Origin of the sequence: Dyella sp. EPa41, assembly GCF_016586165.1 — a bacterium.
In the GTDB taxonomy this organism is placed as follows: Bacteria; Pseudomonadota; Gammaproteobacteria; order Xanthomonadales; family Rhodanobacteraceae; genus Dyella.
Map to the genome: position 1 here is coordinate 1 of NZ_BCPR01000032.1, position 16,706 is coordinate 16,706.

Sequence of the window (16,706 nt, forward strand, 5' to 3'; positions counted from 1 at the left end):
GGCACGCTGGAATGGGTGCCGCTGGACCGCCTGATGGCACTGCCGATGTGGGAGGGCGACCGTCATTTCCTGCCGCTGGTATTCGACGAGGATCCGCGTCCCTTCCACGGCGTGATGCCGTACAAGGACGGCCGCATGCAGTCGTGGGCGTTCTCCCGGTTGTGAGCGCGGCCACCTTGATCCGCATCGTCGCCGCGGTGATCCGCGATGCGGATGGCCGCGTGCTGATGGTGCGCAAGCGTGGTGCCGAGGTGTTGCAACAGCCCGGTGGCAAGCGCGATGCAGGCGACCACGACGACCTGCATACGCTGGCGCGCGAGCTGCACGAGGAATTGGGTTGCACCATGCGGCGCGAGAGCGCGCGCTGGCTGGGACGTTTCAGTGCGCCTGCGGCCAATGAGCCGGGTCACCTGGTGGAGGCCGAGGTGTATCAGGTGTGCATCGAAGGATCGATCGAGGCGCGGGCGGAAATCGAGGAAGTCCGGTGGATCGACCCGGCAATGCCGGGCGATGTGTTGATCGCGCGGTTGAGCGGGGAGCAGATCCTGCCGCTGCTGGTGGATGCATAGTCATTCACCGCCGGGTGAAAGCGGTCATCTGCTCCCGCGCACGCCCCGAATTTCAATGTCGATTTCGCGCTGCCAATCGGCCCGTCAAAAGCCGGCTGACGAGGCGAAAGGTGGGGCCGTAGTCGCGCACAGGGTGCGCTCCCACAACACCAAAGTGCGCCGGTGCTTCGCAGGGCGATGAGCCGCGCAGCGGCTCGAGCCTGTAACGGGCCCCTTATGGCCCGAGCGGTCGGGAGGCGGAATAGCCCGAAGGGTGGCCGGCATGGAGGCCGGCCAGTGGATCGTCAGGGCAGGACGCCCTGTCGATCCACCCCGCCTCCCGGCCGCGCCCCCGAAGGGGCGGGACATCAGGGTCGCCTTTCTCTTGGTGACTTCTCTTTGGCGAGACAAAGAGAAGTTACCCGCTCGCCGGCAGGCGAGCGGAAGCCCGCGGCAGGCGAGCACACTGGCGGAATCATCGGACGGGACGAAGACAACAAACAGTCACACCGTCGCGGCCGACTTATGCCGGTTGCGACCCGTGATATGCGCCAACGTATTCACGTTGTCCACCAATCGATCGGTAATGCGCATCAGCAGGTCGGCCGCCTGCCGGTCCTCCCCCATGTTGAGCAGCGCGGCATACGTGCGTTGCAAGCCGCGCAGGTCGGGCAGGCGCTCGGGCGTGCGCTGCATGCGCAGGGCGGAGGCGATCTCGTGCAGTGCGGAAGATGCATGGTCGACGAAGGCGCACATTTCCGCCGTTTCCGGCAGGTTGTCGTGGTCGTCGATCAAGGCTTCCAGCGTCATCGCGGTGCGCGCCAGGCGATTGCCGTTGGCGAACAGGGCAGTGGCCAGTTCCAGCAGTGGTTGTGGCGTGCCCGGCTCCGAGCGCATGCGGTCCAGCGAGGCCTGCGCGTTGCTGCGGGCCGTGCGTGCCGCGGTGCGCGCCTCGCGGCGGCCATCGCGTCGCTCAGGACGCGCCAGAGCGTGCAGGTAGTCGGCGTACGCATCGAGCATGTCCGACAGCGCGGCGCGGGCGCGGCCGCGTTCCCAGGTGGGCCAGAGCACGTAGGCGAGCAGGGCGAAGCCGCTGCCGAGCGCGGTGTTGATCACGCGGTCGACCACGGCGTCGCTGGAATTCACGCCTTCCAAAGAGAGCAGGATGACCACCGTGCCGGTCAGCGCCGCTACCGCCACGCCATAGTGCGCGGTGGCAAGGTAGCGGAAGGACATGCACAGCACCGCCATCAGCGCGAGATGCGCCCAGGTCTCATGCGGCGTGACGTGCAGCAACGCCGTGGTGAGCACCAGGCCGAGCACGGTGCCGACCACGCGCAACAGGCCGAAGTTGAAGGTGGCCGCGAAGTCCGGGCGCAGCACGATGGCCGCGGTCATCGGCAACCAGTAGCCATGGGGCAGGGCGAGCTGTCGCGCGACGAACAAGGTGGCGCTCAGCGTGATGGCGCTGCGTACCGCATGGCGGAACGCCACCGAATGCGGCGTGAGATTGGCGCGCAGCGTGGCGCGCGCGGAACTGCTGCGCAGTGCGGCGGGCAGTGGGGTTTCGGCGGCGGCCGCGCGAAGTTCGCCGCGGCTGCCGGCCCAGTTCGCATTGCGCACCGCGGCGGCGAGCTGGCCGGATAGGGCATGGATATGCGTGGCCAGCCCGTCCGCGTTGCCACCATCGCCTAGCAAGGCGTTTTCGCTGGCCTGCAGCGTTTGCAGCGCGCGTTCGGCTTGCGTCGGCGGTTCGCCGGTTTCCAGCGCATCGGCGATGGCGGCGAGCACGCGCGCCGCATCGCCACGGAACATCGCGTGGATGGATGCGCTGGCGCGCAGTTCCGCCATCGCGGTGAGCTCCAGGCGAATGCGTTCGGCCAGTTCAAGCAGCACGCCGAACGCTTCCATGGCGCGGCCGCGGGCGTGATGGCGACCGAGCAGCGTGTGCTGCAGCGTGGTCATGGCGTCGGTGAGCGCGGGCACGTCGGCATCGTCGTGCGCCTGCTGTCGCGCCAGCGAGGACAAGCCGCGATACACGGCGGCCAGCGCATGGCGCTCCGGCCGGTAGCGCTGCAGCGGCCAGGCCGCGATGGAGAACATGGCCAGCAGCAGGCCGCCGGCGAAGATCAGGCTGGCCGCGCCGATCGCCTCGCTCCATGGTCGCGGCGTGGCGGCCGTGACCACGAGCAGGATCATGCTCGTCATGCCTACGCGGGTCATGTCCGGGCCGAACACCACCAACAGGCCACCCAGGAAGCCGAACACGGCGGTGGCGACCAGCATCGGCATCAGCTGGTCGCCGATCAGGAAGCCGATCAACGAGGCCAGCCCCGCGGCGAGCGAGGCGAGGAGAAGCCGGGCCAGGCGTTGGCGGTAGGGGCCCGGCTGGTCGGAAAACATGGTGTCGAGCGCACCGGCCGCGATGCCGAGGCCGATGCCCGGATGGCCGCTGGCGAGCCCGACGGCCAGTGGAAGTATCACCGCCGCCGTGTTGCGGACCACCACGCGCACGGGCACGTCCGGCCGCTTGGCCGTCAACAGGCTGTCGACGACCGTGGCGCGCAGGGAATATCCGCTCGTGGACATGACGCTTCGTTCGCTCCTAAACGGACGCCATTGTGCCGTACCATGCCTGAAGCCTGCGCTACGATTCCGGTGGCGGTGGTCTCAATCGGCGCCGGCACCAAGCTGCCGCGACAGCGCGTAGAGCACGCGCAGGTCCTGCGCATCCAGCTCATTGCCGTCCATGCCGCGGAAATGGTGGTGGAACGAGCGCACCGTGGCGGCCCGGTCGTCCAGCGGATAACCGATCAGGCCCAATGCCATCCACGGGTCGAAGCCCGGCGGCGGGTCGGCCAGCACGCCGCGCGGCCACAGGCCAAAGCCGGCGTCGGCCAGCAGCTGCCAGGGGAAGCGCGGTCCCGGGTCGTCCTTGCGTCCGGGGGCGAGATCCTCGTGGCCGATGATCTGGGTGCGCGGGATGCGCAGCCGGTCGGTGAGGTCGGCCAGCAGGCGCAACAGGCTGTCGATCTGCGGCTGGGTGAAAGGCGAGTGCCCGTCGTTGTCGAGCTCGATGCCGATCGATGCCGAGTTGACGTCGGTGATGGTGCCCCAATGCCCCGCACCGGCATGCCAGGCGCGCCTGTCATCGGACACCAGCTGATAGATGCGGCCGTCATGGCCCACCAGGTAATGCGAACTCACCGGGCCGCCGCTGTTCGCCGTGCGCAGCGTATGCAGCGCCTGTTCGGCGGATGCCTCGTCGGTGAAGTGCACCACGATCAGCACCGGGCGCCGCTGGTCGGCATTGGGCGAGGGTACCCATTGCGCGATGGGGTTGCGCACGGGTGCCGGCGCGCAGGCGCACAGCAGGAGCATCAGTGAGGACAGCAGCGCAAGCCGGGCATGGGTCGATGGCATGGCGGTCACGTCGCGACGGGATGGTGCGAAGCTGCCGCACCGCGCTGGCGAGGTCAAGCGAAACGAAAACGGCGCCCGGAACACCGGACGCCGTCGACGCTGCGAAACGAGTGAATGATCAGGCGCGGCCGGCGAATTCGCCCGTCAGCGTGTTCACCCACACCTTCTCGTCGTTGGTGATGTACTCGGGCACCTGGATCTCGACGCCGGTGTTGAGCTTGGCGGGCTTGGTGCGCTTGGTGGCGCTGGCGCCCTTCAGTTCCGGCGCGGTGTCGACCACGGTGAGCGCGACGCTCGTGGGCACCTGCAGGCCGACCGGTGCATCGTCGATCACCTGCACGTAATAGCCTTCGACGCCTTCCACGATGTAGCCGGCGTTGTCGCCCACCAGTTCAGGGCCCAGGGTGTACTGCGTGTAGTCCTCGTTGTCCATGAACACATAGGCGTCGCCGTCCATGTACGAGAAATTGGCCGCGCGGCGCAGCAGGTCCATTTCCTTGAGGTCGTCGTCGGCGCGCAGGCTCAGGTCGAACTTGCGACCGCCGGGAATCGAATACAGCGTGAAGCGGAAGGTGACGTTGCCGCCACGCGCGGTCGGCGAGCTGCGCTCGATGTCACGCACCTGGTACACGGTGCCTTCGTGTTCGATCACGTTGCCTTTCTTGACGTCGGAAGCTTTCATGGGAGTCAGGGAATAGAGAATGGTGAATAGGGAGGAGTAAAAGCAGGGAGCGAGGCACGGGCGGGGCTTTCGCTATTCCCCATTCCCGATTCTCTATTCCCTCACTTCGGCTGCAAACGCACCGCGCCGTCGAGACGGATGGTTTCGCCGTTGATGTAGCGGTTGCCCAGGATGAAGCCCACCGTGTTGGCGAATTCGTCGGGCTTGCCCAGGCGCGAGGGGAACGGGATGGAAGCCGACAGCGATTCCTGCACCTGAGGGGGCATGCCGTCCACCATCGGCGTCCAGAAGATGCCCGGCGCAATGGTCGCCACGCGGATGCCGAAACGCGACAGCTCGCGCGCCATCGGCAGCGTCATGCCGACCACGCCACCCTTGGAGGCGGAGTAGGCGGCCTGGCCGATCTGGCCTTCGAAGGCGGCCACGGAGGCGGTGTTGATGATGACGCCGCGTTCGCCGTCCTCGCCTGCATCGTTGTTCTGCATCAGCGAGGCGCCGGCCTTGGCGACATTGAAGCTGCCCACCAGGTTCACCATCACGGTGGTGGCGAAGGTGCCGAGCGGCATCGGGCCTTCCTTGCCCAGCATGCGGCCGGCACCCAGGATGCCCGCGCAGTTCACCACCACATTGAGGCCACCCATGGCCTCGCGCGCGGCGGCGACATTGGCGCTCACGCCTTCCTCGGAGGTGACGTCGGTGCGATGGAAGTGACCGCCCAGCGCCTTGGCCGCTTCCTGGCCCTTTTCTTCGTTCACATCGAACAGGGCGACCTTGCCGCCGTTGGCGACCAGATACTGCGCCACCGCGTGGCCGAGACCGGAGGCGCCGCCGGTGATGATCGCCTTGACCTGATTGAGCTGCACGGGAAGTCCGTAAAGCGGTTGGAAAACGCCAATGGTAGCCCAGCGGGCACCATCCGGTCCGCAAGGCCGCCGCAGGCGCCCGGGTGGGCGGCCGGCCTATCACCGATAGCCGTACTTAGAGCTTTTGTCGGCGCCGGTTATATCCATTTTCCGGGCTCTTTTTGCAGTGCAGCGGAGTAAAACCCAAAGAGTTGGCTACAGGCGCCGCCACGGGAGGAGGGCTGCCATGGAGCTGGGGGAAGACAAGCCGCGACACGGCAAGGGACTCGCCCGCATCTTGCCGGTGCTGGTCCTGTGGCATGCGCTGTCCGTTGCATGCCTGCTGCCCGCGGGCGTGGCACGGGCGACGGACGCGCCCCCGGGCTATTTCATGACCACCTCGCAATTGGCCGATCCGCTGAAGCCGTTTGCGCATCTGCCCAGCCATGCATCGGTGCGGGTGCAGGCCGCGGTCATCGCACTTCCCGATCCGCTGGAAACGCGCCTGGGGCGCGCCTTCGATGTCGAGGTCGGCGCCGTGATCAGCGCCTTCCAGGCCAGCGGTTACGCGCTGGACGGTTTCGCGCTGGCGTGGTCGCCGCGCAAGCCGGGCGATGGCGACAGCTACCCCGGCAGCGACGGCCCCGCACGCAACCTGCCCGGCGTGCTGTTGTTCCGGCATGACAACTGGCGTGGCTGCCATGCGCCGCCGGACCCCGAGGCCTTCTGCGGTTCGACCTACTACGCCTTGTTCGTGGTCGGCGAAACACCGACGTCCGGCGTGCATCCCGAGGCTTTCGACGTGGCCGCGCGCTGCGTGATGGCCGTGGACGGCATGCAGGACCTGGGGGCGGCTGCCGATGTCGCGTCGCTCGACTGCCACGCCATCGCCAAGGACGCCAAGTCGTCCGACGGGCTGATGAAAACGCTGGGCTGCGGGCGCCGGCTGGATGTCATTGGCCCATCCTTCTCCGGCTCGATGGAGTCGATGGCGGCGGCTCTCGGCAGGGTAGCTGCCGATGCCGCCGCCTGGACCTGCGCGGGTTCCGGGGCCCGCGGGCTCAAGATCCGCCTGGTGTCACCTTCGGCCAGCGTGGACGACAACGAGAACATCAACTCCCACGCGTACCTCAAGGCGGCGGACGTGCCCTCGTTCAAGGTGTCGTTCGAGTACCGCGCGCTGGCCTACAGCGTGGCCGACCAGATGGACACGGTGATGGACTACCTGGAGCCACGCCTCGGGCCCGATGGCAACGTGGTCGTGCTCAGCGAGGAGTCGAGCTTTGGCGAAGGCGCACGCCATCTCGCCACCGATCGTCTCGGCCCCCGCAATGCGATCTGCACGCGGCGCCACGAAGGAGAAAGCAGCGCCGGGCAGCATTGCTGGGGGCATCTGGTCAACGTGCAGTTTCCGCCCAATATCGCGGCGATCCGCGCCGAGCACGTGAAGGCCAGGCAGGACGAAGACGCGCAGCGCAAGCAATTCCTGCCCGATCGCCTGCTCGAACTCGACCTTACCGGCGTGGACAAGAGCGCGGACCAGCCGCCGACCTACCAGCCAAGCCTCACGTCGCGTTCGGACGAGCTCATGCTTTACCAGACGTTCGATGCGCTGAAGAAGTACATTCGTCCCGCCGCGGTGATCATCGTGGCGACCGACGTGCGCGACCGGTTGTTCCTGCTCAGCGAAGTCAGGGACCTGCTGCCGGGGTCGCTGCCCATCGTGCTCGAACAGGACAACCTGCTGGCGCATCCGGATTATCGCGACATCAGTCGCGGCAGCATCACCATGCCCGCCGGACAGAGCCTGATCTGCCTCAACAGCGACAACGAGCCGATGCCGTGCCCGCCGGGCGAAGGGAAACGGAGCCTGTCATCGACTGGCGAGGACACCTGGACATGTCCCCTGGTGCCGCGGCATTTCGCTTTCGCCACCGACTACGCCGCCAACATGTTTCGCGCCGCGGCGCGACTGGCGAGGCTGCAGTATCTGCCGGCGGAGAAGCAGGATACGTTCACCGCGGCCGATGAAACCTGGTTGGCGCCGCCGATGCTGGTGGCCACGCTCGCCGGCTTCCAGTACGTGGATATCCAGAGCAAGCCATCGGACACGGCCATCGCGACAAGTCCCTGCAAGGCGAAGCCGCTGCCGCAGGGGCGGCAGGACATCCTCATCGTGGCCGACGCGCGCATCCAGTTGCAGGAGCCGGTGTACCTGGCGATGACCCTGTTCTTCGCCGTGATGCTCGCGGTGGCTTCGTGGCTCGCATGGAACGGACGCGACGTTTCGCTGGTGGCGTTTCCCGTATGCCGCCACGCTTTGCGATGGATGCGCGTGACGCCGAACGCCGCGGAACCGCTCCGCCACACCTCGTCGGGATGGCTTCTCGCGTGGCTGGCGTTTGCTCTCGCAGGGCTGGTGATTGCCGGTGCCAAGGTCATCACGATGCTGCCGCCGCCTTCCTATGGCGACACCAACCTCGCCCATGGACGTGACCCGTGGGCGTTGCTGGCGTTGTGCCTGGGCTATGGGTGTTTCGTCGCGTTCGCGGCCCTGCGCCTGCTCGACTGGAACGCGCACAGCAACGTGCTCTCCCAGGCCATGGGCGAGGATTCGCGCTTTGGCGTGCGCCTCAGGCAGCAGGGGCATTGGCATGCCGTGGCGGGCGCGCTGATCTTGCTGGTATGCCTGCCGCTGAGCGTCAATGACATGACGCCCACCAACACCGATCACCCCTGGATTTCCGAGTTGAGCGGGATCTTCGCGTTGGGCGGAAGCGCCTTCTTCTTCGTGCTGCTGGGCGAGACCTTCGATCGCTGGCGGCGGACCTGCCTGGAACTGGCCAAGGTGATACCGCTGGTGCGCGAGAAGACGGGCCTGGCCGAGTGGCCCACGCCCTGCCTGCTCGATGAGCGCCCGCGCAGCCCGTTCAACATCGTCATGCGCAGCGACAACTACGATGCATGGCGCAGGCAACCGCAGTCGGCGTGGGCAGCGCAGACGCGAAGCCTGCTCGACCACGCGTGGCCGTTCGGCGCCGGTGGGCCGTCGTTCCCTGTCTGGCAGGCGCAACTGGTGTCGGAGATGAAACTGGCCGCGGCCGCCGTGCGTACATGCGCATGGTGCGCCGTGCTGGGCGCCACGCTGGCGTTGATGCTCATGCAGGTCTACCCGCCGGTCTACCCGCGGCTGCAGACCACCGCGGCCACCATCCTGCTGGGCCTGTCCTTCGCGGCCATCGTGTATGCCGTGCTGCAGTTGGAAAAGGACGCACTGCTGGGGCGCATGTTCACCGCCGACAAGGATCACCTCACGCTGGGCGGGGCGTTGTCGGCGTTGTGGCCCAAGCTGCTGGCCTTCGGCTCCATCCTGGTGATGGTCTTCCTTCCCAGCGCATGGGACTGGGTGGGCGGACTGGTGAAGGCGATCAATTCGCTGCATTGAGCCGTCGCGCATGGCGACGGCCGGCGCTTCATCGCGCGAGCCATTCGCGAAAGGCCTGCGTCCCGGCGAGCTCGGGGAAGGGCGTCACGGGTCGTGGCGGATGCTCCGGCGCCTGCAGCTGCTTCTGCCACACGCCCACGTCCCACCATTGGCCGAGCTTGTAACCGCAGCTGCGCCAGACACCCGCCGGGGTGAACCCCATGGCGTCGTGCATCGCCACGCTGCTTTCGCCGGGCAGGGTGATCACGCCCACGGCCTGGTTGATGCCCTGCAGCCGCATCACGTCAAGCAAGGCAGCATAAAGCCGGCGCGCGATGCCGCGGCGGCGCGCATCGGCATGGACGTAGATGGACGTCTCGGCGATCCAGTCGTAGGCGGCGCGCTCGCGAAAACGACTGGCATAGGCGTAGGCCAGCACGCGGCCGTCCTCCTCCCAGACCAGCCATGGATATTGCCGAAGCCGCGTCACGATGCGCTCGCGCATCGCATCGGCGCCGGGCAGGTCGGTCTCGAAGGTCTCCACGCCGCGCAGTACCGAGGGCGTGTAGATGTCGTGGACGGCCGCGGCGTCGTCGGGGCGGGCGGTGCGGATCATGCGAGCGACTTCTCCATGCAGATGCTGAGAGGGTTGGCGCGATGGTCGCCAAAGGGCGCGCAGCGGCGATAGCCCGCGCGTTCGTAGAGCTCGAGCGCTTCGGCCTGCGCCGTACCGGTTTCCAGGCGGACCACCGTGTTTCCGCTGCGCCGCACTTCGCGCTCCAGGGCCTCGAGCAGTTGTTTGCCCAGGCCGAGGCCGCGACAGGCGGGCAGCACGTACATGCGCTTCACTTCCACGTAGTCGTCGTGGCGCACGCAGGCGCCGCAGGCCACCGGCGTGCCGTCGACGCGCGCCGTGAGAAAGGTCACATTCGGCTGCGTGAGTTCGTCGACCGACACCGGATGGATGTTGCCGGTGGGATACAGCTCGGCGAGATAGCCGTCCAGTTGCTGGATCAGTGGCGCGACATCCACGGCCGTCGGGTCGTCGACTTCGAATTGCAGCACAGGCGGTTTCAGCATGATTCGTACTTCCAGTTGCGGCGCTTGCCTTCGGCCAGCCATTCCAGCGTGGTGGCCAGGCGCTTCTGGCGCGTGGCGTCCGTCTTCGCCTCGTTGATCCAGTCGATGTACTCGCGCTGGGCGCCCGGCGGAAGGCCTTCGAAGGCCTTGCGTGACGCTGCGTGCCCGCGCTGCGCAAAGGCCGCGGCGAGGTCATCGGGCACCACCGCCGGCGCCTTGGCCGATGCCGCGCGCTTTGGTTTCACGCCGCCGTCGACCAGTGCCATGGCCTTCTTCACGTGCGCGACCAGGGTCTTCTTCGCGGGCAGGTCCTTCAACGTGGCGATCTTGCCGAACTGGCCCATGCCGTCGTCGCCCGCCTCGCCCACCACGTCCTTGTGCAGCCAGAAGCCGAAGCTGCAGTGCTGCTTGAAAGCGGCCATGTTGCACAGGAGCGAGCCCTTGTAGCTGAAGAAGGGCATGCTCCACTTCAGGCCTTCCTCCACCTCGGGGCAAGCCTCGTGCACGACCTTGCGCAGATGCTCCAGGATCGGCTGCGCGAAGGGCGCCGCCTTGGCGATATAGGCATCGACGCGTGGATCATGGCTGGCCATGATGAAACCTCACAACTCGCGTAGATAGAACTGGTCGCAACTGAAATGACCGGTGCCGCCCATGGGAGCACACAAGGTGGTAAAGCCGTGTTTGCGATAGAGCGCCTGGGCCGCGTCCATGCCGGTCAGCGTTTCCAGATAGCAGCGGCGGAAGCCGTGCGCGCGTGCCGCGTCGAGACAGCGCAGCATCATCGCGCTGCCGGCGCCGATGCCGCGCGCCTCGGGCAGGAAATACATCTTGCGCAGCTCGCAGACGCCTTCGTCGCCGCCTTCCAGCGGCGCCACGCCGCCACCGCCGATGACCGCGCCGTCCCGTTCCACCACGAAATAGGCGCTGCGCGGTCGCGCGTACGCTTCGTACATGGTGTCCACTTCGGCGTCGTGGATGGCGAAACCCGGGCCGTCGGCGCCGAATTCAGGCATCACGGCGCGGATGATGCGGGCCATGGCGGCGTTGTCGCGCGCCTCGATGGGGCGTATCAGGTAAGGGCTCATGGCGTGTTCTGCGGGGTGCGGTAGACGGTGCCGTCCTTCATCACGAAGGCGGCCTGCTTGAGGTCGTCGATATGCGTGCTGGGGTCGCCGGTAAACGCGGCCAGGTCGGCACGCAAGCCCGGGGCGATACGGCCGAACTTGTCCTGCTGGCGCAGGATGCGCGCGGCCACGTCGGTGGCGGCATGCAGGGCCTGCGCCGCGCTCATGCCATCGCGCACCATGTTGGCCGGTTCGCGCCAGTTGTCGCCGTGGGTGAACACGCCCACGTCGCTGCCGTTGCCGATGGTGACGCCCAGCTTGAGCGCGGTGCGGAAGGCGCGCTCCGCTTCGCGCATGCGCGCGGTCGGCTCGCCCTGGCCCGGAACGTAGTGCTCGAAATACTGTGCGGTGGCTTCCACCGCGGTGAGCGTGGGCTCATACGCCACGCCGCGCTGCTTCATCAGGCGGAAGGTGGCCTCGCTGGCGCCGTAGCCGTGCTCGATGCTGTCCACGCCCGCTTCCACGGCCAGGCGCACGCCTTCGTCGCTGGAGGCATGCGCGGCCACCGGGCGCCCGGACAGGTGTGCGGTGTCGACTATGGCCTTCATTTCCGCCAGCGACAGCGTCGGTTGCGTGCTGCCGTCGGCACCGACGCGATAATCGGCGTAGAGCTTGATCCAGTCGGCGCCGTGGCCCGCCTGTTCGCGCGTGGCGCGGATCGCTTCATCCACGCCGCTCACTTCCTGGGCGCCACCGGGAAGATCGATATCGGGGCGGAACCCGCGCGGGCCCGGTCCATAGCTTGCCGTCGCCACGATCGCGCGTGTCGCCACGAACAGGCGTGGCCCGGGAATCATGCCTTCGTCGATGGCGCGCTTGACCGAGACATCGGCGAAACCCGCGCCCTCGGTGCCAAGGTCGCGCAGCGTGGTGAAGCCGGCCATGAGCGTGGCGCGCGCATGCGCGGCGGCCTCGAGCGTGCGGTAATCCTGCGGCTCCTTCAGTACCTGATCGTTCCACAAGGTTTCGTTGTAGGGATGCAGGAACACGTGGGAATGCAGGTCGATCAGGCCCGGCGTCAGCGTGGTGCCGGGGAGGGCGATGCGTTGGGCGCTGGCCGGGGCGTTGATGGTGCCGAGCGGACCGACGGCGGCAATCGCGCCGTCATGCACCAGTACGGCCCAGCCCGCATGGGCCGCATCGCCTTCAGCCGTCCAAACGCGGTCGGGAACCAGCAGGACGTCGCCCTTGGCGGTTGCCGCCGTGGCCGCCGCCGATCCCGCCAACAGCACGGTGGCCAGCGCGCCACGCCACACTTTCCAACGATTCCACCGCATCACGGGTCCCCATGCGTCGAAGGCCCGATTCTAGCCAGATGGGGTGGGACGGAGCGAGGTGACTTCAGGGGGAGGCGCTGGCGATGGCGGCGGCAAGGGGCGCGCAATCGCCATCGGGCGCCGCCGTGGCGGCCACGCAGCTGCGGAACCCGGACGGCAGCGAAGTGAAGCTCATGGTGTTGCCTTCGGCGACGGTGAAGCGCCTGGGCGGCGAGGGGCAGGCCGTGCTGGCCGGCGCGCAGTCGTCGGCGACGACGGTGTAGTGGCATTGGCCGGTTTCGCTGCGCAGGCAGCGGAAGGTGGCGAGCTGGCCGATGACGTTCACCTGGCTGTAGACCACGTCGTGGCCGTTGGCCATGGCGTGCACGACGACGGTGCGTCCTCGTTCGCAGCCGGTGAGGCAAAGCAGCAGGCAGATCGATGCAATGAACTTGTTCATGATCATCTCGTGCGCGGTGGGGTGCGCGTCGTGGACGGGGCTTACATGTTCCGGAACAAAGCCATGAACGGCTGGCTCACCACCAGCGTCTCGGGCCGCTGCTTGAGCCGCAGCGTGCCCTTGCCCGTGTCGTCGCGCACGATGGACGCCACGGCGCGCAGGTTGACGATGGTGGAGCGGTGAATCTGCTTGAACGTGTTGGGGTCGAGCACGCCGGCCAGCTCGCGGATCGGCGTGCGCAGCAGCGCTTCGCCATCGGCGGTCATGGCAACGGTGTACTTGTTGTCGGCGCGGAAATAAGCCACGTCGTCCACCATGATCAGGCGCGTTTCGCGGCCGTTGCTGGCGGTGATCCAGGTGAGCGGGGGGCGCCCCGGGCCACCGCCGGCGCTGAGGTCGCGCAGCAGTGCGGCGAGCGTCGCGGCGTCCGGTACGGGCGTGGCGCGTGCCTTGATGCGTTGCACGGTGGCGGCCAGGCGTTCCGCCGTGATGGGCTTGAGCAGGTAGTCGATCGCACCGCGTTCGAACGCGTCCACGGCGTACTGGTCGTAGGCCGTGGTGAACACCACCTGCGTACCCGGGCTGGCCTCGCCCGCGGCGGCGGCGACTTCCAGTCCGCTCAGGCCCGGCATGCGGATGTCGAGGAAGGCGATGTCGGGGCGATGCAGGTCGATGGCTTCGAGCGCGCTGGCGCCGTCTTCGCATTCGGCGACGATCTCCAGCTCGGGCCAGGTCGTCGTGAGCAGTTCGCGCAACGCCGTGCGCAACAGCACTTCGTCTTCGGCGATGAGGGCCGTGGTCATGACGTGGCCTCCGTGCTGTCCTTGGCGACGCGCACCGGCACGACGATGGTGCTGGCCACGCCTTCGGGCGCGTTGCTCACGACCGACAGCGAGGCTTCGGGGCCGTAGATCAGGCGCAGGCGTTCGCGCACGTTCTTAAGGCCGATGCCGGTGCCGCCACTGGCGCCGGTGAAGCCCAGGCCGTCATCCGCCACGGTGATCGCCACCTTGCCGTCGTCGCGGCGCGCGCGAATCCATACCGTGCCGCCACCGGGCTTGCGTTCCAGGCCGTGCTTGATCGAGTTCTCCACCAAGGTCTGCAGCATCATTGGCGGCAGCGAAATGGGGCGCAGCACGTCGGCCACGTCGATCTCCAGCGACAGGCGCGGGCCCATGCGCAGCTTCATGATCTCCAGATAGGCCCGCGTGCGTTCCAGTTCGTCGCCCACGGTCGACAACGCATCTTCGGTCAGCGGCAGCGAGTGGCGCAGGTAGTGGATCAAGTGGCCCAGCATCTGGTCGGCCTGGGCGGGGTCGGTGCGCGTGAGGTATTGCGCGCTGGCCAGCGTGTTGTAGAGGAAGTGCGGCTCGACCTGGGCGTGCAGCAGGTTCAGGCGGGCGACGGTGCGTTCCTTTTCGCTTTCCGACTGCGCGGCGCGCGCCTTCTCGTGGCGGCGCTTCTCGGCCACGCGGCGCGTGATGGCACGGGTGATCGCCTCGGCATTCTCCAGATTGGTGCCGTCGTCCACGCGGAACCAGTCGCTCCATGCGCCGGCTTCCGGCTCGCAGATGAGCGTCACGCTGCTGCTGCCGTCGCCCGGCGTCACCGTGGCGAAGATCTGGTTGCGCAGATGGCCGAACCAGGTGCCGGGATCCAGCTTTCCGAACGAACGATGGCCATAGGTGATCGGGCGCTGCACCTTGGCGCGGATCTGCAGGCTGTCGCGCGCGCTTTCCACTTCTTCCGTCCGTGGCAGTTCGCGGATGGCCGCGTCGAGCAGGTCGAACGACTCGTCGGCATCGAAGGGGATTTCCACGCGGCGGCGCTGGCGGTTGCCCAGCGTGTCGTCATCGACGCGGCCTGCCACCAGGCGTACGCGGCGCAGGTGCGATACCGCGCCGGTGGCCACCATCAACAGCGCGATGAAGATCAGCAGTACGACCATGCCGCCCACATCGTGATGGCGGAACGGCGGGCTGTCGGCGAGCACGAGGGCCACGAACAGGAGCACCAGGAACCACGCCACGACCAGTCGGGCAACGAATAGCAGGCTCTTCAACACGACACGACCCTGTGGAATGGTGTTGGGGTGGAGCATACCCAGCCTCGTCGCCACCGGAAGCCGTCTGGCGATGAAACGGGCCTCCGGGCGACGAAAGCGGGAAACGCCGGGACGAAATCCCCCGCGGGAAAGGGCGTTACGGACCGTAAAGCCCGCGGTGCGGGCCGTAGCGATACCACTCGGCGACGGCTTCAGGCAGCCGTTCGTCCAGGGGCAGGCCGATGGCTTCGCACATCGCCAGCGTGTCCAGCAGCGCAAGCTCCAGCGGGCCTTGCCCCGGCAAACCGGCATGTTCGCGCTCGAGCATCGCCTCGGCCAGCATCCGCTCGCTCCAGTCGTAAAGCGCGTCGGCCCGCTGGGACAGCTCGGCGACAAGCCAGGGGCGCAGCGGGTGATGGAGCACCAGGCCTTCGTCCTGCGCAAGCCGGCGTGCCAGCGCGGTGACTTCCGCGCCGATGCCGCGATACCACTCGGTATGTCCGGCGGCCGATGCAGGCACCACCAGCGGCGCGGGCGCGCGCTGGTCGATCCACGAGGTGAGAAACAGGCGTTCGATACGGCGTGCCTGCGCCACGCGATCCACTTCGATCAACAGTCCGCGTTCAAGGTCGAAGAACTCGAAGAAGCGGCGGTGCAGCGTGCGAAAGCGTTGCAGCGGTTCGCGCGAGAAGCCGATCTTCAGCAGGTCTTCGTCGCGGCAGGGAAGCACGTAGACATACGCGCGTCCACGCGGGGCGAAGCGCGGCTCGATGAATTCCTCATCCATGGCAGGGGGCGGAGCAGTCGTCGCGAGGCGCCGGCGAGGGCAGGATGAGCCCATGCCGTCTCATCGCACCGGACTCGCCCATCAGGCGGCAGTGCGGGCGCGCGTCACGCGGCTCGCCGTCTCCTTGTGCAATTGCCCGGCCAGCCACGCGCCGGTGGCGATCAGGATGTCCAGGTCGATGCCGGTGTGCAGTCCCAAGCCGTGCAGCATGTACACCACGTCTTCGCTGGCGACATTGCCGGTGGCGCCCTTGGCGTACGGACAACCACCGGTACCGGATACCGCGCTGTCCACCACGCGCACGCCTTCCTCGAGACAGGCAAGGATATTGGCGAGCGCCTGGCCGTAGGTGTCGTGGAAGTGCACGGCCAGCGCGGCCATCGGCACTTCCTGCGCCACGGCATGCAGCATCGCGCGCGCCTTGGCCGGCGTGCCGACGCCGATGGTGTCGCCCAGCGAGATCTCATGGCAGCCGAGCTCATGCAGGCGGCGCGCCACGCGCACCACGTCGTCCACCGGCACCTCGCCCTGGTAAGGGCAGCCAAGCACGGTGGAGACATAGCCACGCACTTTCACGCCGTCTTTCTTCGCGCGGTCGAGCACGGGCATGAAGCGCTCGATCGACTCGTCGATCGAAGCGTTGATGTTCTTGCGATTGAACGCTTCGGAGGCCGCGGTGAACACGGCGACTTCCGTCACGCCCACCGCCCGCGCCCGTTCGTAGCCCTGCTCGTTGGGCACCAGCACGGGAAAGCTCACGCCGAGCACCTTGCGGATGCCCAGGTAGACCTGTGCGGCGTCCGCCATCTGCGGCACCCATTTGGGGCTCACGAAGCTGGTGGCCTCGATGGAGCTGAGGCCGGTACTGGAGAGACGGTCGATCAACGCGATCTTCACGTCCGTCGGCAGCAGCGTCTTCTCGTTCTGCAGGCCGTCGCGTGCGCCGACTTCGACGATGCGTACGTGGTTGCTCGTGTTCATGGTCGGAGCCTAGCGCGTTGGAGGTGCTGACAATGTTGAGGGGGTGTGGACA

The 16,706-nt window shown here is 67.5% G+C and carries 16 protein-coding genes and 1 pseudogene; 3 read left to right on the forward strand and 14 right to left on the reverse strand.

Translation table 11 applies throughout. The features are described from left to right. Together JMF82_RS11745 and JMF82_RS11750 are read left to right on the forward strand one after the other, a co-directional pair. A pseudogene (locus JMF82_RS11745) lies at positions 1-165 on the forward strand (7,8-dihydro-8-oxoguanine triphosphatase); the annotation flags it as partial. Further along, the gene (locus tag JMF82_RS11750; RefSeq protein WP_201314767.1) at positions 162-569 is read left to right on the forward strand and encodes an NUDIX domain-containing protein; all 408 of its coding nucleotides are present in this window, start codon (positions 162-164) and stop codon (positions 567-569) included. The pseudogene JMF82_RS11745 and the gene JMF82_RS11750, both read left to right, overlap by 4 nt. A 483-nt stretch (positions 570-1,052) precedes the next feature. Here JMF82_RS11750 and JMF82_RS11755 read toward each other — a convergent pair whose 3' ends face one another. The 4 genes from JMF82_RS11755 to JMF82_RS11770 form a co-directional block, all read right to left on the reverse strand. Then, positions 1,053-3,137 (reverse strand): FUSC family protein, encoded by a 2,085-nt coding sequence (locus JMF82_RS11755; RefSeq protein ID WP_201314768.1) that lies wholly within the window; start codon positions 3,135-3,137, stop codon positions 1,053-1,055. Between the two features lie 81 nt (positions 3,138-3,218). Next, positions 3,219-3,971, reverse strand: a complete 753-nt coding sequence (locus tag JMF82_RS11760) for an N-acetylmuramoyl-L-alanine amidase (protein WP_201314769.1) — start codon at positions 3,969-3,971, stop codon at positions 3,219-3,221. 118 nt (positions 3,972-4,089) lie between these two features. Continuing rightward, positions 4,090-4,653, reverse strand: a complete 564-nt coding sequence (gene yeiP / locus JMF82_RS11765; RefSeq protein WP_201314770.1) for an elongation factor P-like protein YeiP — start codon at positions 4,651-4,653, stop codon at positions 4,090-4,092. Positions 4,654-4,754: 101 nt separating this feature from the next. Next, complete coding sequence (locus JMF82_RS11770) at positions 4,755-5,516, reverse strand: SDR family NAD(P)-dependent oxidoreductase (RefSeq protein WP_201314771.1); 762 nt, start codon at positions 5,514-5,516, stop codon at positions 4,755-4,757. Between the two features lie 226 nt (positions 5,517-5,742). On the opposite strand from JMF82_RS11770, the gene JMF82_RS11775 reads away from it, so the two are divergent. After that, a complete protein-coding gene (locus JMF82_RS11775; protein ID WP_201314772.1) occupies positions 5,743-8,940 on the forward strand; it encodes a hypothetical protein in 3,198 nt (1,065 codons plus the stop codon). Between the two features lie 28 nt (positions 8,941-8,968). On the opposite strand, the gene JMF82_RS11780 is transcribed toward JMF82_RS11775, so the two are convergent. The 10 genes from JMF82_RS11780 to JMF82_RS11825 form a co-directional block, all read right to left on the reverse strand. Beyond that, positions 8,969-9,535, reverse strand: a complete 567-nt coding sequence (locus JMF82_RS11780; protein ID WP_201314773.1) for a GNAT family N-acetyltransferase — start codon at positions 9,533-9,535, stop codon at positions 8,969-8,971. Then, positions 9,532-9,999 (reverse strand): GNAT family N-acetyltransferase, encoded by a 468-nt coding sequence (locus JMF82_RS11785; protein ID WP_201314774.1) that lies wholly within the window; start codon positions 9,997-9,999, stop codon positions 9,532-9,534. The genes JMF82_RS11780 and JMF82_RS11785 overlap by 4 nt, the downstream gene beginning before the upstream one ends. Continuing rightward, positions 9,993-10,592: a YdeI/OmpD-associated family protein gene (locus JMF82_RS11790; protein ID WP_201314775.1), complete on the reverse strand. Its 600-nt coding sequence runs from the start codon at positions 10,590-10,592 to the stop codon at positions 9,993-9,995. Before JMF82_RS11790 ends, JMF82_RS11785 begins: the two co-directional genes overlap by 7 nt. 9 nt (positions 10,593-10,601) lie before the next feature. Continuing rightward, complete coding sequence (locus tag JMF82_RS11795) at positions 10,602-11,087, reverse strand: GNAT family N-acetyltransferase (RefSeq protein WP_201314776.1); 486 nt, start codon at positions 11,085-11,087, stop codon at positions 10,602-10,604. After that, complete coding sequence (locus JMF82_RS11800) at positions 11,084-12,403, reverse strand: amidohydrolase family protein (protein WP_201314777.1); 1,320 nt, start codon at positions 12,401-12,403, stop codon at positions 11,084-11,086. Before JMF82_RS11800 ends, JMF82_RS11795 begins: the two co-directional genes overlap by 4 nt. Before the next feature lie 64 nt (positions 12,404-12,467). After that, the gene (locus JMF82_RS11805) at positions 12,468-12,842 is read right to left on the reverse strand and encodes a hypothetical protein (protein ID WP_201314778.1); all 375 of its coding nucleotides are present in this window, start codon (positions 12,840-12,842) and stop codon (positions 12,468-12,470) included. A 41-nt stretch (positions 12,843-12,883) separates the two neighbouring features. Beyond that, the gene (locus tag JMF82_RS11810; protein ID WP_201314779.1) at positions 12,884-13,645 is read right to left on the reverse strand and encodes a LytTR family DNA-binding domain-containing protein; all 762 of its coding nucleotides are present in this window, start codon (positions 13,643-13,645) and stop codon (positions 12,884-12,886) included. Then, positions 13,642-14,943 (reverse strand): histidine kinase, encoded by a 1,302-nt coding sequence (locus JMF82_RS11815; RefSeq protein ID WP_201314780.1) that lies wholly within the window; start codon positions 14,941-14,943, stop codon positions 13,642-13,644. Before JMF82_RS11815 ends, JMF82_RS11810 begins: the two co-directional genes overlap by 4 nt. Positions 14,944-15,043: 100 nt before the next feature. Then, complete coding sequence (locus tag JMF82_RS11820; RefSeq protein WP_201314781.1) at positions 15,044-15,673, reverse strand: GIY-YIG nuclease family protein; 630 nt, start codon at positions 15,671-15,673, stop codon at positions 15,044-15,046. A gap of 81 nt (positions 15,674-15,754) precedes the next feature. Then, a complete protein-coding gene (locus JMF82_RS11825) occupies positions 15,755-16,654 on the reverse strand; it encodes a hydroxymethylglutaryl-CoA lyase (RefSeq protein ID WP_201314782.1) in 900 nt (299 codons plus the stop codon). Between the last annotated feature and the right edge of the window lie 52 nt (positions 16,655-16,706).

What these genes read in the sequence shown, in the direction of transcription:
- yeiP (WP_201314770.1), bottom strand. Translation starts at nt 4,653, where the DNA reads ATGAAAGCTTCCGACGTCAAGAAAGGCAACGTGATCGAACACGAAGGC.
- JMF82_RS11805 (WP_201314778.1), bottom strand. Translation starts at nt 12,842, where the DNA reads ATGAACAAGTTCATTGCATCGATCTGCCTGCTGCTTTGCCTCACCGGC.
- JMF82_RS11815 (WP_201314780.1), bottom strand. Translation starts at nt 14,943, where the DNA reads ATGCTCCACCCCAACACCATTCCACAGGGTCGTGTCGTGTTGAAGAGC.
- JMF82_RS11760 (WP_201314769.1), bottom strand. Translation starts at nt 3,971, where the DNA reads ATGCCATCGACCCATGCCCGGCTTGCGCTGCTGTCCTCACTGATGCTC.
- JMF82_RS11785 (WP_201314774.1), bottom strand. Translation starts at nt 9,999, where the DNA reads ATGCTGAAACCGCCTGTGCTGCAATTCGAAGTCGACGACCCGACGGCC.
- JMF82_RS11810 (WP_201314779.1), bottom strand. Translation starts at nt 13,645, where the DNA reads ATGACCACGGCCCTCATCGCCGAAGACGAAGTGCTGTTGCGCACGGCG.
- JMF82_RS11825 (WP_201314782.1), bottom strand. Translation starts at nt 16,654, where the DNA reads ATGAACACGAGCAACCACGTACGCATCGTCGAAGTCGGCGCACGCGAC.
- JMF82_RS11820 (WP_201314781.1), bottom strand. Translation starts at nt 15,673, where the DNA reads ATGGATGAGGAATTCATCGAGCCGCGCTTCGCCCCGCGTGGACGCGCG.
- JMF82_RS11800 (WP_201314777.1), bottom strand. Translation starts at nt 12,403, where the DNA reads ATGCGGTGGAATCGTTGGAAAGTGTGGCGTGGCGCGCTGGCCACCGTG.
- JMF82_RS11780 (WP_201314773.1), bottom strand. Translation starts at nt 9,535, where the DNA reads ATGATCCGCACCGCCCGCCCCGACGACGCCGCGGCCGTCCACGACATC.
- JMF82_RS11795 (WP_201314776.1), bottom strand. Translation starts at nt 11,087, where the DNA reads ATGAGCCCTTACCTGATACGCCCCATCGAGGCGCGCGACAACGCCGCC.
- JMF82_RS11775 (WP_201314772.1), top strand. Translation starts at nt 5,743, where the DNA reads ATGGAGCTGGGGGAAGACAAGCCGCGACACGGCAAGGGACTCGCCCGC.
- JMF82_RS11755 (WP_201314768.1), bottom strand. Translation starts at nt 3,137, where the DNA reads ATGTCCACGAGCGGATATTCCCTGCGCGCCACGGTCGTCGACAGCCTG.
- JMF82_RS11790 (WP_201314775.1), bottom strand. Translation starts at nt 10,592, where the DNA reads ATGGCCAGCCATGATCCACGCGTCGATGCCTATATCGCCAAGGCGGCG.